Source organism: Photobacterium jeanii, from assembly GCF_001650345.1.
Lineage (GTDB): Bacteria > Pseudomonadota > Gammaproteobacteria > Enterobacterales > Vibrionaceae > Photobacterium > Photobacterium jeanii.
Map to the genome: position 1 here is coordinate 879,126 of NZ_LVHF01000033.1, position 15,472 is coordinate 894,597.

Sequence of the window (15,472 nt, forward strand, 5' to 3'; positions counted from 1 at the left end):
GCTTTTTACGAGTTAGGTGAGGGGGCAGATAAAGCCCATAGCAAGGCGTATTATTTGTCGCTTGCGAACTTCTCTAATCCCCACACAAGGCCGATCCCCAGAATCATAGCGATGACAGCATAGCCAAGTAGCGCTGGTTGACCTGTTGCATGCTCAAAACTAAATGGTGATAAGTTTTGCTCAAGCAGAGGCACTTGGTTACCGCTAGAGTTTGTACGCCAAGTTAAGGTTTCTTTCCACGGCCAGATTTTGCTTAACGTACCAATCATTAAGCCAGTAAGGAAAGTTAATGCGATATCGCGGTAATTGCGTAGCACCCAAGATAGAACATGGGAGAAGGTAAGCAAACCGATAATACAGCCAGTTGCGAATAGCGCGAGGGTAGCGATGTCTAAGGATTTTGCTGCCGCAAGTACAGGCGCGTACATGCCAAGCAGTAATAGAATGAAGCTACCTGAAATTCCCGGCAGGATCATGGCACAAATCGCGATAGAGCCAGCAAGCAGGATATTCAATGAGGTAGGTTCAAGGTGCAAAGGGTGTAATACCGTAATGCCGTAAGCGAATGCAGCCCCTGCAAATACAGAGATAATGCGGCTGATACGCCAATTCTCAACCTGTTTGAACATGTGGATCACAGAGATAATGATCAAGCCAAAGAAGAAGGACCATAGTGGAATTGGGTGAGTATTAAGCATCCAAGTGATCACACGTGCCAGCGTGAAAATACTGGTGAGGATCCCGCCAAATAGTAAGATTAAAAATCCGCCGTTGATATGCTCAAAAGCTGCTGAAAATCCTTTTTCACGCCATATTTTAAGCAGGCTAGGGTTGATGCGACGAATGCTCTCAAGCAGCGTGTCGTAAATACCTGTAATGAATGCGATAGTACCACCAGAAACGCCAGGTACGACGTCAGCAGCGCCCATAGCCATTCCTTTCAGAAAGGTGAATAGCTTACTCATTGTGTCCTTTTTACCTTGTAATAAGAGAAAGTGTCCGCGGCATTATATAAGCTATCGAAATGCAGCGCTAATCCTTATGCAATATTGTTTAATTGTTTGAATTTATTAGAAACCTTAAATTGATACGTACCAAAAATGGTTCTTTTTCGTCGCAAAATAGCTATATATCTTCAAAGGGAGTGTTGGTTACGCAGGCTAGCATGGTATGAGGTGGGCTAACTAATGATAGGGAACATTATTCAAAATATTTAATTTAATAATCATAATGTTAGCTATGAAGAGTGTGATTGATAAAAGGGTAAGCTATTTCCCAAATCATTAGATTTATCATCAAAAATGTGCCGTAAGTAGCAAAGCTATGATTTTAAGCAAGATTTTTAGTAATAATCACTTGACGGTATAGGTGTCACTTGCCACAGTTGAAATATATACAGTGCAGTGCTTATAAGTACTAATGTACTGATTTTCTTTGGTGACTTCCCCAGCTGTACCAAAGCATAAAAATATAATTATCAGAGGATGATGAAACTATGATACCTAGAGACGCAACACTGCGTGTTGTTCGCCCAACCGATAATCTGAAATCGATTGCTTTGATGTATAGCAAAGCGTTAGGTTTTGAGATGATCAAACAATTTGAAGACCATGACGGCTTCGATGGTGTGATTCTAGGCCACCCTAAACACCCTTATCATTTGGAGTTCACTCAACAACAAGGTGTTGAAGTAGGCAAAGCCCCATCACAAGATAACATGCTGGTGTTTTACATCGCGTGTAGCCGTGAGTGGGAACGTGCTTGTCGTAACATGATTGATGCAGGCTTCGTTGTTGTTGAATCTAACAACCCATATTGGAATGGCTTGGGTAAAACATTTGAAGATGTTGATGGCTACCGTCTAGTGCTTCAAAACCGTGATTGGACTTTCTAATCTATGAGATGGTACTGCTGTTTCAGTTGTGTCATTTCACTATAAACAGGCGAGGTGAGTGCCTTTCATATTGCTAGTCATCGGCAGATACACTCGTATTTGCATATAGCCAATAGCTTTCTTCATTTTCGCCTGCTAAAAGCATAGTTTGACTCATTGATGAGTCGCTATGCTTTTTTTTGCCTGTAAATCTTCTTATTCGTTACAAATATTAGTATCCGAATTGGCTTACATGTTGGTTAACAGAATGCACATTAGTCTCATTTTTCAGTCTTCATTTAGAGCTGTATCCGCTTTACTTATTAGTACCAAGTGGAAAGGTTATCTGAGGTGGTGAAATGCGCAAGCTAAGATTACTGGTTGCTAGCTGTTCAGGGTTGTTGTTGGCGCTTACTGCAAATGCGGAACCACTGCTTTCTAAGCAAGAGTATATAAAGCTATGTATTGACACTTATGGCGAAGATATGATCACGCGTTCAGTGTGTGAGCAAGAGTACTTTGCGTTAGTGGAAAAGGAAAAAGAACTCTTTATTGAACATCACGATAAAGGAGAAATTGAAAAAGCAGGCTTAGAGTCTAATGAACAGAATGAAATATTAACTGAGCAACAAAATGAATTTATTGATTAATGAATGTTTAGAAACAAAATGACACTCGCTATTAACTTTTATTGTTCATTTTAATGTAGTTCTGTAGTGGCTCTGAATGAATTAAATTCGCAAAAATAGTGCATGGTTGGTTCGGAAATGTGATTTTATTTTGTTGGTTGCCAATGATTGACAGTAGTTGATGTTCAGCTTCTTTTTTTGCTGTTAACCGTTGCTGTGTATTGAAGTAAATTAATATTGGCGACATGAGATCTTGATCTACTTGTTGCAGTAAATAATAGCAATGGTTAATCGACATACTATTGACTAACAATTCAATTGCTTCTTTTTCACTGAGCTTTTGTTCTGGGGAATTGTAAAGTTGCAGCAAACGTTGCCAAATGGAGGTCGCTAACAATCCCATAACGACATATTCTGGTTGCTTATAAGCAGCCAGTAGTGCTTTTTCGTAATCATCTCGCACATTGTTATTGTTATAGTCTGAACCAAACAGCAACTCACTATTGATTTCAGTATAAGCCGGAAGCTCTGTGGAACTCACTTGCCATTTTGCTAACAACTTCAAGGCGCTGTATTGGTTGAAAGGAAGGTCGATGTGATGTTGATTGTTGAGTTGAGTGTCTAGTGCTGTTTGGCTAAAACCATAGGTGCTAAAGCTGACTAAGGCAAGGCATAACAAAAAACGATATAGCTGTGTCACTTCAGTTTTCCTTCCTGATATAAACACCCATGCGAGTAAGGAATACAAGGCTGGTGAGTTATCGTGTTAGTTCAATTATTTGTGAGGTTTTGGTTACTGCTTCGCTGTGTTGATGGGCGATGAAAATGAAGATTATCAATATTTTCTTTGATAAAAATTGCTTATCAATTCATTAATAAAAACAATGGGAATGACGTAAACTTTCACATTTTAATTTTCACTGTGTTTCAATATTTTTACGACGTAAGATTGAATTATTTTGCTATTGAGTATTTTATAGAATATCAACCGATAAGCTTGTTAACTGTTCAGGTTATATTTAGCTAGTTATCGATATGATTTAGTTTCAGTAAAGAAGTTGAATTTATAAAAACGAAACGGCACACCGAACTAGTCAATAAACCTGACCAAGAAGGCGAGTTTAGAAGGCGAGTTTAGAAGGCGAGTTTAGATTGTAGAGGGTAGCGGTATGAAAGAAAGAATTTTTGAGGTGTTGCTCACTCTTGTCGCTATTTTTGTCACTGTCGGGCTATATCGACTGGTCATTTAACTTTTCAGATAAAACCGTTTGTCGAGAATCGGTATCGAACATCATCAACAAACGGCTTTCCGCTTCATTTCTACTTTTTTTCTCAATCCGTGTCGGGTTCATCAGTATCAAGTGACGAGCAAGCAAAATTGCTCTCGCTCTCGGTGATTTTCTCTAAGTAATTGTTAAAACAATAGCTTAATCTGCTTGGCATAAAGGTAGTTTAATCTCAACTTCCACCCCTAAGTTATCGTGACGATTACGTATCGCAATATCACCTTGATGATAGTCTGTGATCAATCGTGCGATGTATAAGCCTAATCCTAGGTGTGGCTTGTCTTTTTTCTCCTGACTTCGAATCGAAACCATAGAGTTCAGTAACTGGTTTGCCATATTCTCTGGCAACAGAGGGCCTCTGTTGCTGACTGTTAGAACTGCTTCTTGAGTGTTGGTTGCTAGCTGAACTTCAATAGCTGTTTTATCTTCACTGAACTCTTCTGCATTAGCGACCAATTTATCAAGGAGTTGAGCAAGATAATCAGGCGCGCCATCAATCATAACGGCTTGTTCTGGCACTTTAACCTCAAATGTCTGATGAGGAAACGCCATTTGATAACCTTGTAAGCAGCCAGATACCAGTTCATTTAATGGGAATCGCTCTTTTTCTGCTCCCTGAATACTTTGCTCAATTCGCGTTGCTTCTGTCATGCTGGATAGAATACTGCTTAGGCGATGAATACCGTTCTCTGCTCGCTCGATGTACCGTTGAGAATCAGGATCTGTGTTGTGCATAGACAAGTTCTCTAGCGAAGAACGAACGACAGCAACAGGCGTACGGAGCTCATGCGAAAGCCGTGATGATAAATGCTCTAGGTAATGGTGGTATTGACCAAGTCGACCAACCATTGCGCTTAAACTTCGCGATAAATCACCGATTTCATCTCTATCTTGACTGGCATCCATACTCTGCTTGATGCGCCCTTGGCTATCAATCGCGTGTTCGGCTTCATCACGTAAACGTCGAATGCGGGATGAGATATTAGAGGCAAATAAAAACAGGGTGATCGTGCCAATACTAATGATGGCGATAAAGACATTGAATAGCTGCTCTAGGGCACGGTTACGCAGCATTTGTATACCAATGGTCGATTCTTCTGCAATCACCGCCCCCATTACTTGGTTGCCAAGCCATATTGGATAAGCCGCAGAGAGTATGAGCGCTTTACCGTCGCTCGACATTCGCCACTGAGAATAACCGCGTCCTTGTAATGCTTGAGCGACAGGCACACTTTTCATTAGTGCGGCATTCGGTTCTTGATCGGAAAAACTGGTCGGTTCGGTAATGAAGAATTTGTAATAAATAGGGTGAAGGTAAGCTTCTTCAAATTTTGACCACCATGAAGTGTCACGATCATCGTATTTGATAGATGTTGACCAAACGCCATTTGAATCTTGAATGTCGCCGCTTTGAGCCAGCACTCGCTGGTGGCGGTCGATCACCATAATTCGAGAGCTGGTATGCCCTAATCCTTTAAGGATGTTGTCGATTTCAGGTGAAGGAATGAGCACAGTACCAAGGCGATCTGCTTGGTTGGTGTTGGAAGTGCCGATGATGCCATCAATCATCCGATTTGATGCGTTATTAACATCGTAAAAGGCAAATCCTAATTTGCTGCCTAGTTCGTTAAGCGGCAGTCTTAGCTCGATATTGTAGCCTTGTTCAGTGGTACGCCAGAACCCTTGAATATGATTGGCAGGTGTAAGGTTGGCAGGAACGCTAATGTCGCCTTGTACTTCAAATGCGTTTACCCAACCATCTTGGTGTGCTGCAATGACATAACGATGAAAGCTGCCATCTGGTGATGTTAATCCGATGATCAGGTGGTCGTTGCGATTAACCCGCAGTGAGTTTTTCCTACGCATAACAGGGAAGGCATCTTTCACCTCAAACATGGCATAAAGGTGACCTTGGTATTTACCAATAATATGGCGAAAGCTTAGGCTTTGGCTTGAGTAAGGGCGACGACTGTATTGGCTGAATTCGCGCCCATAATCCATGATATTGCTTTGAAAGTTTTGCCAATCACTTAGCTGGCCGTCTAGCTGGATAGGGGAGTGTAATTCGTAGGCGTAGAGGTCACGCCCTAATTTGACAGAAGAAAGAAAACTGGCCTGATCGTTAAACAAGTTTGGTCGCTCGTTGAGTGCAGTAGCAACGGCACGAGTGGTACCAATTAAGGTTTGTTCTTGCCCCTGACGGAGCAATTTTTCCATTTCCCACACATATTTATAGCCAAGCCACGGCAAAGCCAATAGCAGACTAGAAATAAGGATCACCTTAGTGCGAAGGCCGGTAGCCAGTTTTAGTTTCATCACAATTACTCACCACCCCAGCGATAGCCCATGCCGTAGACGGTATCAATGCGATCAAAATCGGTATCGCTTTGCAGGAATTTCTTACGGATACGTTTAACATGTGAAGTGATTGTGCTGTCATCGACCACGACTTGAGCTTCTGTCATAAGATCTTGGCGACTCTTAACGTGTCCAGGGCGTTTGGCAAGGGCGTAAACCATCCAAAATTCAGTGACTGTCAATTCAATCGACTTTTCCTTCCAGCAAACTTGCATGCGGTTTTTATCAATTGATAAATGACCACGTTCAAGCAAGCTTTCTTGCTCGGTTGCTGGTGCTGCCATCAAATCGCTGCGACGAAATAAGGCTGCGATACGGGCAATGAGATGCGGAAGGCTGATGTCTTTAGTTAAGTAGTCGTCAGCGCCCATACGAAGGCCACATACAGTGTCAAAGTCACTGTCGCGTGCGGTAAGGAAAATAATAGGTAATGTAGGAGAAAGCGCACGTAAACCTTGGCATAGAGTAAAGCCGCCATCGATTTCATCCTGAAGACCGATATCAATAATGGCCAAATCTGGCAGCCTTTGTTCAAAGGCTGCCATGGCATCTGGGCGGTTATCGTAACCTTGCACAGCGTAACCATGCTTTTTCAGCACATCTATATAGTTTTCTCTAATCGCGGTTTCGTCTTCCACAATCGCAATATGTTTCATGGTTATACCCGTCTCAATCTTTGTTGAACCAGACTATACAACAAAAACTTAGTGAAAAAAGGGGCGAGAAAACATTGCCTTTTTTTTGCCACATTTGATCACCACATTGCCTTTTTTATTCCCCGATATTGCCAGATCTACTTGGTTTAATTACCTCATCGAAACGGCAACGACAGTGTTAGCCAAACAGACCAAATAACAATGAGGAATACAAAAATGAAAAAGCAGCTAATCTCAACACTTATCGCAGCTACTATCGCAACATCAACTTTTGCACCAATGGCAAATGCAAGCGAAACAAAAGATGAATACAAAGTGGGTCAGCAAGAGCAACTCATTGGCGCAGGTTCAGGCGCTGCAGTCGGTGTGCTTGTTGGTGGTCCAGCTGGCGCAGTAGTTGGTGCCATTTTCGGCGGCATCATTGGTACTACGGTTGGTCAGCAAGATTACATTAAAGCCCAAGACCAAGAAGTGAGCGAGCTTGCAGCGCGAAACACAGAGCTTGAGAAAGTGAGTCAACGTTATAACCAGGCACAAATTGAAATGGCACGCTTGAAGCAAGCTTACGATAACCAACGCACATTGGATTTAGCGCTAGAAATGAATGTTCATTTCCGTACAGGTTCAGCTGCTATTGAACCGCAATTTCAACGTCAGCTTGATGATATTGCCGAGTTAATGAAGCAAGCTCCAGATGTTAATTGGCAACTTGCAGGCTATGCAGACCGTCGTGGTGACAGTCAGAAAAACTTGGCGCTTTCAATGAAACGTGTCGATGCAGTGCGTGATTACCTAGAAAGCCGTGGTGTTGAGAGTGACCAATTTGTTGTAGAAGCTATGGGCGATCAATACCCACAAAAAGCAGAACAAAACTTTGAAGGTGACTTTTTCGACCGCCGCGTAACACTGCGCAGTCAGCAAGAAGACACACGTACAGCTCAGTTCTAATAAGCTTAGGGAAGATTTGTTTATGGAAAAAACGCAGCAGGAGGCACCTTTATGGGTGCTTCCACTCGCAATCCTAGTGGTGTTGATGGTGCAGTTTACCGCCAATATTGAAGATGCGAGCCAACAAAAGATCAATACCTTGCATGGCGAAACCTTGCAGTTGTGGCAGTCACTTGAAGAGGAAGGACACTTTAGCTCTACAATGCAAAGTTAGCGAAGGCATTACGGTGAAGTAAGAGCAATTTCGTTGATAGTGATTACGAAAATACACTATCGACTTTGGGAGTTTGTCTCCTGAATATGGATTTTGACCTTTTTAGGTGCGGCTGAGTTTTGAGCGGACTCATCAATCCAGCGACATAAATTTCTAGCTTGTTGTTCAGAATCAAAGTGTTGCGTAACACGTTGACGCGCTTCATAACCCATCACAGCTCGCTGTTGTGGAAGGAGCTGGCAAAAGGTATTTAGGGCTTGGCTGAGTTGTTGGCTATTTTTTTGCGCCACAATATACCCTGTATCGAGAGTGACTATTTCTTGGCAGCCACCAATATCCGTTGTAATTACAGGCAGTCCGGCCGCCATTGCTTCTTTTAGTACTAAAGGACCTGTATCTACACTGCCAGATCTTGCGACACAAAATGGCGCAACTAAGCAATCGTAAGAGGGCAGGTGCTCAACTAACCATGAATGAGGTTTAGAACCGAGAAAGTTGACTTGTTGAGTTAATTCTAGTTGTAGAGTTTGCTGTTTTAATTCAGAAATAAGCTCTCCATTACCAATAATATCTAGGGTTAATGTTGAGTTCTTAAGAAGACTTAAACTTTTAAGTAAATATTTGACACCTTTGGGTTCAATTAATCGGCCAACAAATACCAATTTTATTGGTAAAGATGGAGCTGATGCTTGGCTTATTGACCCTTTATATTGCTCAGTTAAACCTGAGTGACTATTAGCTTTAAATAGTGCTGTTTTTACACCGCAATGCAGATACTTGATATTACCTTGATATAAAGCGTTAAATTTATTTTGCATCTCTTTGCAAACTGCAACAACAAAGTCTGCATGCTTAATTTTGGTTGCAATATCAAAAGGTGTTTCGTTGACATCATGACCATGACCGACAAAAGAAGCCGAGATGCCAAGTAATTTAGCCGCGGCAATACCGTGTGCCGCAGTATGCTGGCTAAAGTGAGCATGGACATGCTGGATATTGGCTTGAGCAAGTTGATACGCCAATTTAAGGCTGTAGAGCCACAATGAACGTTTAGGAAGGCTCTGCTGTTCATCAATAAAGCGCTTACAGCGCAAGACGTTAGTTGCACTGAGTTGAGCGACAAAGCGTTTGAAAGACCGTATAGCGTGCTTAGAGTTTTCTTGCTTGATGTCGCCAATGGTATGAACAGGGTAATGAAACTCCAGATTGGTAGCTAACTGCTGAAAAGTGAAAACCGTTACCTCACGTTGACAAGTTTGTAGAGCATCGATTTCAGTTCGAATAAAAGTCTCACTCAGCACCGGAAACTGAGGAGCAATAATGGCAATGCTTTTTATCACGTTGTCTGTGTTCATCTTGGCTTTTACCTACAACTGCTAAAGATAGAGTAACTACTGCAAGCCTTATGCCAGTTATTGACCACTATTAATCTCATTTTAAAAAATAACTTAGGGCAGTTGTTTTTCAAAATGATAAGCAAATTAGTTTAGAGAAAGAATTAAGAGGGTAGAGTGAAATGGAAAAGTTAATTTCATTAATGGATGAGAAAATGAGCCTGTTATTTCTTATTAAATTAACAGTTCTGCATTTAAGTGTTATTTATTGTTAATTGATAACCGTTTATAAAAAAGAAAACTCGCGAAGTGCGAGTTTTCTATATTTATCGTATTAGGTTTTAAAGTGGCTTAGTCTACAAACTCAAAACCAAGCACTTCACGGAGACGATCTTGTACTACTTCAACTAAGCGGTCTGGTTGGAACTTAGAAATAAAGCGGTTACAACCGACTTTTTTCACCATAGCTTCGTTAAAGCTACCACTCAGTGAGGTATTTAGTGCAATAAACAGATCACTCATACGAGGATCGTTACGAACTTCGTGAGTCAGTTTGTAGCCATCCATTTCTGGCATTTCTGCATCGGTAAACATCATCAAGATTTCATCTTGGATGTTCTTACCTTCATCACACCATTGTTTCAGCATAGTTAGGGCTTTTAAGCCGTCACTCTTCTCGATCACTTCAAGACCAAATTGCGATAGGGTATCGCGGATTTGTGCACGGGCAGTTGATGAATCATCAACAATAAGGATCTTACGACCAGGCATTTGTTCAACTAGTGCTTGGTCAAGTACGTCTTCAGATACCTGTACATCGTATTCGATGATCTCAGCTAGCACTTTTTCTACATCGATGATGCTAACCAAGCGTTCACGACCTTCACGCTCAAGTTTAGTAATGGCGGTAAGGTAGTTTTCTTTGCCTACGTGCGATGGTGGTGGCTGAATATCACGCCAAGTCATGTTGACGATATTCATCACCTGACCAACCAAGAAGCCTTGGATGGTACGGTTATATTCGGTAATGATCAGGTTGCATTCGTCGCTGCGTTCGATGGCGCGCATACCAATCGAGTAGCGAAGGTCAATCACAGGGATCGACATACCACGAATGTTTGCCACACCACAAATGCTTGGGTGCGAGCCCGGCATAATGTGAAGGTGTGGGAGCTTAACGACTTCCTTAACTTTGAAAACATTAATGGCAAATAGTTGTGATGTATTGAGCTGGAAAATCAGTAGCTCAAGTCGGTTTTCGCCCACCAACTGGGTACGTAAATCAACGGAATCTAGAATGTTGCCCATAGTCTTCACAGGAATTGTTATGTTTATCATTAAATTATAAAGGGCGCTATTTGCTAAGTCACGCGCTATCTCTCTGTACGCTTAAGCAAATTTCCGTGATTAACCTTCGTAAATGCCAAAAATCACCACTAAAGATCAACTAAGCGCATAACCTAATAGCGGCAGAGCAGCAAAATACTTTAGTGAAATAATCTTAATTTGCCCATTTTTGGTTACAGAATGCCAGTGATAGATGAGGTGTTTTTAAAGCAAGATAAATGCGTTTAATTCCTTTTATTATTTAAGCTTTCGATTTTAGATGCTTAACTTCGATATTTCTCCTCAAAAAACATGCGCAACCGTGCTTGTAGCACTTGATTTTCACCAAAAACAAACGCCTTGAATGCGTCAAATCAAAGAATTTTATCCTGTAAAAGGTAGGGTGGTGAGATTACTAATGATAGTTTGATGAATAGAGTGATCCCTACTTATAGTGGAGCTAAATAACTCCATTTTCACTTCATCAATTATCGACAAAAACTGATGGTAAAAAGCCGTCCTCAGTGCTGCAAGTTTCTGCATATAAAAACCATGACATGAACAGAAGCACTCCCTAAAGCAGATAGAAAGTTATTTCACTTTGCGGCGCTGAGCATAATAAAAGAGGCAAGTAATGATGAATGTCACTATTGATGGACAGGTTTATGCACTTGATGCGGAACTGTCACTGCTTGATGCAGTAAGTCAGCACAATATCGAAATTCCGTCCCTGTGTGGACTTAACCAAAATGGTGAAAAAGTCCCTTGTGGTTTATGTGTCGTTGAAGTCGCTGGTGAAGGCGTGCAACGTGCGTGTGAAATTAAGCCGCAATCAGGTATGGAAGTCGTAACCCAATCTGAAGACTTATCTCAGCGTCGTCAGCAAGCGCTTAACAAGATCATGTCTGATCACTATGCCGACTGTGAAGCACCATGCCAAACAGCATGTCCAGCTGGGGTGGATATTCAATCTTACCTGTATCACATAGCGCAAGATGATCATCAAAAAGCCGTTGAAGTTATCAAACGCACTCTGCCTATGCCGCTGTCGATTGGCCGTGTGTGTCCGGCGTTTTGTGAAAGTGAGTGTCGTCGCAGCTTGGTTGATGAACCTTTAGCGATTCGTCAGTTAAAGCGCCATGCAGCGGACATCGATCTTGAGGCTCAAGAAAGCTATGTGCCACCGAAAAAATCGGCAAAAGGAAAGTCGATTGCCATTGTAGGGAGTGGACCGGGTGGCTTGACTTGTGGTTATTACTTGTCGAACGAAGGTTACAACGTCACTGTTTTTGAATCTATGCCAAAAGCGGGTGGTTGGCTTCGTTATGGTATTCCTGAATACCGTTTACCTAAAGCTATCCTCGATAAAGAAATCGAGTTGATGTGCCGAAATGGCATGGTTGTCGAAACCAATAAAAAGCTGGGTGAAGATTTCTCATTATCTCAATTAAGTGAAGATTTCGATGCAGTGTGTTTAGCTGTTGGTGCTTCGCAAGCGGTTGAGATGAATTACACAGGTAGTGATTTTGACGGATGCTACTTAGGTGTTGATTACTTAAAAGATTTTGTTACGGAACAGCAATACACCACAGGAAAAAAAGTGGCTGTGATTGGCGGTGGTAACACAGCAATTGACTGTGCACGTACTGCGGTTCGTGCCGGCGCAGAAACGACGCTGATTTACCGTCGTACACGCGATGAAATGCCAGCTGAAGATTACGAAATTGTTGAAGCTGAACACGAAGGCGTGAAATTCCACTTCTTGACTAATCCAGTAGAAAACTTTGCCGATGCTCATGGTCGTGTGTGTGAAGTGAAACTGGAAAAAATGGCGTTAGGTGAGCCAGATGCGTCAGGCCGTCGCCGTCCAGAAGCAACAGGCGAATACTTCATGGAGGCTTTTGATACAGTCATTTCTGCTGTTTCGCAAAAGCCTGATTTGTCTTTCATGGACAACGAAGCATTGGATCTGCCACTAACTCGTTGGAATACCCAAGACGCGAACCCAGATACCATGCACTCAGGTACGGGTAACATTTTCAGTATTGGTGATTTCCGCCGTGGTCCTGCTACGGCGATTGAAGCTGTGGCTGATGGTCGTGTTGCTGCTAAAGCGATTGACCGCTTTTTTGAAGGCACTATGGAACATGTGCCAGTTAAACCGTTTAACGCTCAAAAAGCACCAAAGCTTAAGCAAGTTGATGCCAAGCACTTTGAAAGTATCAAGAAAGTCATGCGTTCAGTGATGCCAGAGCTTAGCAGTCAAGAGCGTGAGCTGAACTTTGCTGAAGTTGAAACAGGTTTTGCCAACATTGATGCGATTCGAGAAGCAGAACGTTGTTTAGAGTGTGGCTGTCAGGCGAACACTGATTGTAAATTGCGTGATTTTGCGACTGAATACAAAGTAGAAGAAACCGATATTAACCTTGAAGGTTGTCAGAAGTTCGCCGTTGATAATAGTGCTGAATTTATTGTGTTCGATGCGAACCGCTGTATCAGCTGTGGTCAGTGTGTTGATACTTGTAGCAATAAGACGGTACATGGCGCGCTCAGCTTCATGAAAAATGAAGATGGAACCAGTGCTAATCGTCCAGAGTGTCGCCCAGGATTTGAAAATGGCTACAGCATGGGTGATTCGAATTGTGTGCAGTGTGGCGCTTGTGTTCAAGTGTGTCCGACTGGTGCGTTAACCGATGCTCGAGACCGTTCGCAAGGGCGAATCGAAATGCTTAAGCCTGTCGACACTATCTGTACCTACTGTGGCGTGGGCTGTAAGTTGACCATGTTTGTTGACGAAAGCCGTAACGAAATTCGTTATGTCCAAGGCGTAAAAGATTCTCCGGTTAACCAAGGTATGCTGTGTGTGAAAGGGCGCTTTGGGTTTGATTTTGTAAACAGCAAAGACCGCCTGACAACGCCGTTGATCCGTCGTGATGGTGAGTTGCAACCGGCAACTTGGGATGAAGCTATTGCGCTGGTGGCAGATAAACTGTCTGCGATTAAATTAGCAAATGGCGGTAAGGCGCTGGCTGGTTTCTCATCGGCAAAAACCACGAACGAAGATAACTACGCTTTCCAGAAGTTATTCCGTCGTGAGTTGCTTACCAACAACATTGATCACTGTGCTCGCTTGTGTCACGCCTCGACGGTTACTGGGCTTGAAGCCTCGATTGGCAGTGGTGCCATGACTAATGACATTCCGTCAATCAAACACTCAGATGTGGTGTTTGTGATTGGCTCTGATACTACGGCTGCACACCCAATTATTGCGTCGCATATTAAGCAAGCGATCAAGACTCACGGTACACGCTTAATTGTGGCTGATCCGAAGAAGATCGATATGGCTGAGCATGCTCAATTGTACGTTGCACAGCGTCCGGGTACGGATGTGATGCTTCTTAACGGCATAATGCAGCAAATCATTAAGCATAACTGGCATGATCAAGCCTATATCGCAGAGCGTACAGAAGGCTTTGAAGCGTTAGCAGCGGAAGTGATGCAAGAGGCTTACTCGCCAGAGAAAGTGGAGTTGATCACTGGCATTAAAGCGGACGATGTTATCGCGATGGCGAAAATGATCGGCACCGCAGAGCGCACGGCGGTGTATTACTCAATGGGTATTACTCAGCACACCACAGGGCATGATAATGTTCGCTCGATTGCCAACTTACAAATGCTGTGTGGCAATATTGGTATTGAAGGTGGCGGTATTAATCCACTGCGTGGTCAGTCGAATGTGCAAGGTGCATGTGATATGGGGGCGCTACCAAATAACTTCCCGGGTTACCAGAAAGTGCACAACCCAGAAGTTCATGCCAAATTTGTTCATGCATGGCAACAACCTGAATTGCCGAGTGAGTCTGGTTTAACCCTAACTGAAATCATTGATGCTGCGTGTCACGGTGACGTAAAAGGGCTTTACGTCATGGGTGAAAACCCTGTGCTGAGTGATCCTAACCAAGCACATGTCATCGAGGCATTAGAAGCGCTCGATTTCTTAGTGGTGCAAGATATCTTCCTAACTGAAACAGCGCAGTATGCAGATGTTGTATTGCCGTCTTGTTCATTTGCAGAAAAAGCGGGTCACTTTACCAATACAGAGCGTCGCGTTCAGCGTATTTCTCCTGCGGTAAACCCTCCGGGTGAAGCGAAAGAAGACTGGTGGATCATCCAACAAATCGCGCAAGCGATGGGAGCTGATTGGCAGTATGATTCGGTGAAAGCGATTACGGAAGAAATTACGCAAGTCACACCGCAGTATGCTGGAATTCACTGGGATCGTGTTGGACGTGATGGTCTTCAATGGCCATGTTTATCGGATGATCATCAAGGTACACGCATCATGCATGCGGAAACATTTAAGCGTGGCTTGGGCGAAATGGTGGCTGTACCATTCCGTTACGCGGCGGAATTGCCTGATGACGAGTATCCATTAGTGCTAACGACGGGTCGTCTGTTGGAGCAATTCCATACTGGCACCATGACGCGTAAGACCAAAGGTTTGGACAATCTGGCTGGTCCTCGAGTGATGATGTCGGTGGTTGATGCTGAACGTTTGGGTATCCAAAATAGTGAGATGGTGCGCCTGTCGACACGCCGTGGTTATATCGAAACGCCTGCATTTGTGACTAAGCGTATGCAACCTGGGGTAGTCTTTGTCCCATTCCACTTTGCCGAGTCGCCAGCAAACCGTCTGACAATTACAGCAACGGATCCACATGCGAAGATCCCTGAGTTTAAGGTTGCCGCTGTGAAGTTGGAAAAGATTGCAGTACCAGAAGTTGAAGCTGTACCTGTTTAACGTAAGGTGGATTAAGTTAGAAACAAGAAAAGGGCTACTTCATGTAG

At 43.0% G+C, this 15,472-nt stretch carries 11 protein-coding genes; 5 read left to right on the plus strand and 6 right to left on the minus strand.

The window, feature by feature from the left end; genetic code table 11:
* Positions 1-50: 50 nt before the first annotated feature.
* Complete coding sequence (locus A3K86_RS21345) at positions 51-965, minus strand: polyprenyl-phosphate transporter (RefSeq protein ID WP_068336367.1); 915 nt, start codon at positions 963-965, stop codon at positions 51-53.
* Between the two features lie 530 nt (positions 966-1,495).
* Here A3K86_RS21345 and A3K86_RS21350 point away from each other — a divergent pair.
* On the plus strand, positions 1,496-1,894 hold the full coding sequence (locus A3K86_RS21350) for a VOC family protein (protein WP_068336369.1): 399 nt from the start codon (positions 1,496-1,498) through the stop codon (positions 1,892-1,894).
* 338 nt (positions 1,895-2,232) lie between these two features.
* A complete protein-coding gene (locus A3K86_RS21355) occupies positions 2,233-2,523 on the plus strand; it encodes a hypothetical protein (RefSeq protein ID WP_068336372.1) in 291 nt (96 codons plus the stop codon).
* 31 nt (positions 2,524-2,554) lie between these two features.
* Here A3K86_RS21355 and A3K86_RS21360 read toward each other — a convergent pair whose 3' ends face one another.
* The 3 genes from A3K86_RS21360 to pdsR all read right to left on the minus strand — a co-directional run bounded on the left by A3K86_RS21360 (position 2,555) and on the right by pdsR (position 6,802).
* Positions 2,555-3,202 (minus strand): hypothetical protein, encoded by a 648-nt coding sequence (locus tag A3K86_RS21360; RefSeq protein ID WP_068336375.1) that lies wholly within the window; start codon positions 3,200-3,202, stop codon positions 2,555-2,557.
* 727 nt (positions 3,203-3,929) lie between these two features.
* Positions 3,930-6,104 carry a proteobacterial dedicated sortase system histidine kinase gene (gene pdsS, locus A3K86_RS21365; protein ID WP_068337166.1) on the minus strand — a complete coding sequence of 725 codons (2,175 nt, stop codon included), beginning with the start codon at positions 6,102-6,104 and terminating at the stop codon, positions 3,930-3,932.
* Positions 6,105-6,109: 5 nt separating this feature from the next.
* A complete protein-coding gene (gene pdsR, locus A3K86_RS21370) occupies positions 6,110-6,802 on the minus strand; it encodes a proteobacterial dedicated sortase system response regulator (protein ID WP_068336377.1) in 693 nt (230 codons plus the stop codon).
* 216 nt (positions 6,803-7,018) lie between these two features.
* Here pdsR and pdsO point away from each other — a divergent pair, with 216 nt between their 5' ends.
* A complete protein-coding gene (gene pdsO / locus A3K86_RS21375; protein WP_068336381.1) occupies positions 7,019-7,750 on the plus strand; it encodes a sortase-associated OmpA-like protein PdsO in 732 nt (243 codons plus the stop codon).
* A 22-nt stretch (positions 7,751-7,772) separates the two neighbouring features.
* The gene (locus tag A3K86_RS21380; RefSeq protein ID WP_068336384.1) at positions 7,773-7,964 is read left to right on the plus strand and encodes a hypothetical protein; all 192 of its coding nucleotides are present in this window, start codon (positions 7,773-7,775) and stop codon (positions 7,962-7,964) included.
* Positions 7,965-8,020: 56 nt separating this feature from the next.
* On the opposite strand, the gene A3K86_RS21385 is transcribed toward A3K86_RS21380, so the two are convergent.
* Both A3K86_RS21385 and A3K86_RS21390 read right to left on the minus strand, forming a co-directional pair.
* Positions 8,021-9,301: a glycosyltransferase family 4 protein gene (locus tag A3K86_RS21385; protein ID WP_084406751.1), complete on the minus strand. Its 1,281-nt coding sequence runs from the start codon at positions 9,299-9,301 to the stop codon at positions 8,021-8,023.
* Positions 9,302-9,649: 348 nt separating this feature from the next.
* On the minus strand, positions 9,650-10,606 hold the full coding sequence (locus A3K86_RS21390; protein ID WP_068336389.1) for a chemotaxis protein CheV: 957 nt from the start codon (positions 10,604-10,606) through the stop codon (positions 9,650-9,652).
* 652 nt (positions 10,607-11,258) lie between these two features.
* Between A3K86_RS21390 and fdhF the strand changes: the two genes are divergently transcribed.
* Positions 11,259-15,425 carry a formate dehydrogenase subunit alpha gene (fdhF, locus tag A3K86_RS21395; protein ID WP_068336392.1) on the plus strand — a complete coding sequence of 1,389 codons (4,167 nt, stop codon included), beginning with the start codon at positions 11,259-11,261 and terminating at the stop codon, positions 15,423-15,425.
* Positions 15,426-15,472: the final 47 nt, after the last annotated feature.

Bases quoted from the DNA above. Each gene is read 5' to 3' on its own strand.
- A3K86_RS21345 (WP_068336367.1), bottom strand. From the start codon at position 965: ATGAGTAAGCTATTCACCTTTCTGAAAGGAATGGCTATGGGCGCTGCT.
- A3K86_RS21350 (WP_068336369.1), top strand. From the start codon at position 1,496: ATGATACCTAGAGACGCAACACTGCGTGTTGTTCGCCCAACCGATAAT.
- A3K86_RS21355 (WP_068336372.1), top strand. From the start codon at position 2,233: ATGCGCAAGCTAAGATTACTGGTTGCTAGCTGTTCAGGGTTGTTGTTG.
- pdsS (WP_068337166.1), bottom strand. From the start codon at position 6,104: ATGAAACTAAAACTGGCTACCGGCCTTCGCACTAAGGTGATCCTTATT.
- pdsR (WP_068336377.1), bottom strand. From the start codon at position 6,802: ATGAAACATATTGCGATTGTGGAAGACGAAACCGCGATTAGAGAAAAC.
- pdsO (WP_068336381.1), top strand. From the start codon at position 7,019: ATGAAAAAGCAGCTAATCTCAACACTTATCGCAGCTACTATCGCAACA.
- A3K86_RS21380 (WP_068336384.1), top strand. From the start codon at position 7,773: ATGGAAAAAACGCAGCAGGAGGCACCTTTATGGGTGCTTCCACTCGCA.
- A3K86_RS21390 (WP_068336389.1), bottom strand. From the start codon at position 10,606: ATGGGCAACATTCTAGATTCCGTTGATTTACGTACCCAGTTGGTGGGC.
- fdhF (WP_068336392.1), top strand. From the start codon at position 11,259: ATGATGAATGTCACTATTGATGGACAGGTTTATGCACTTGATGCGGAA.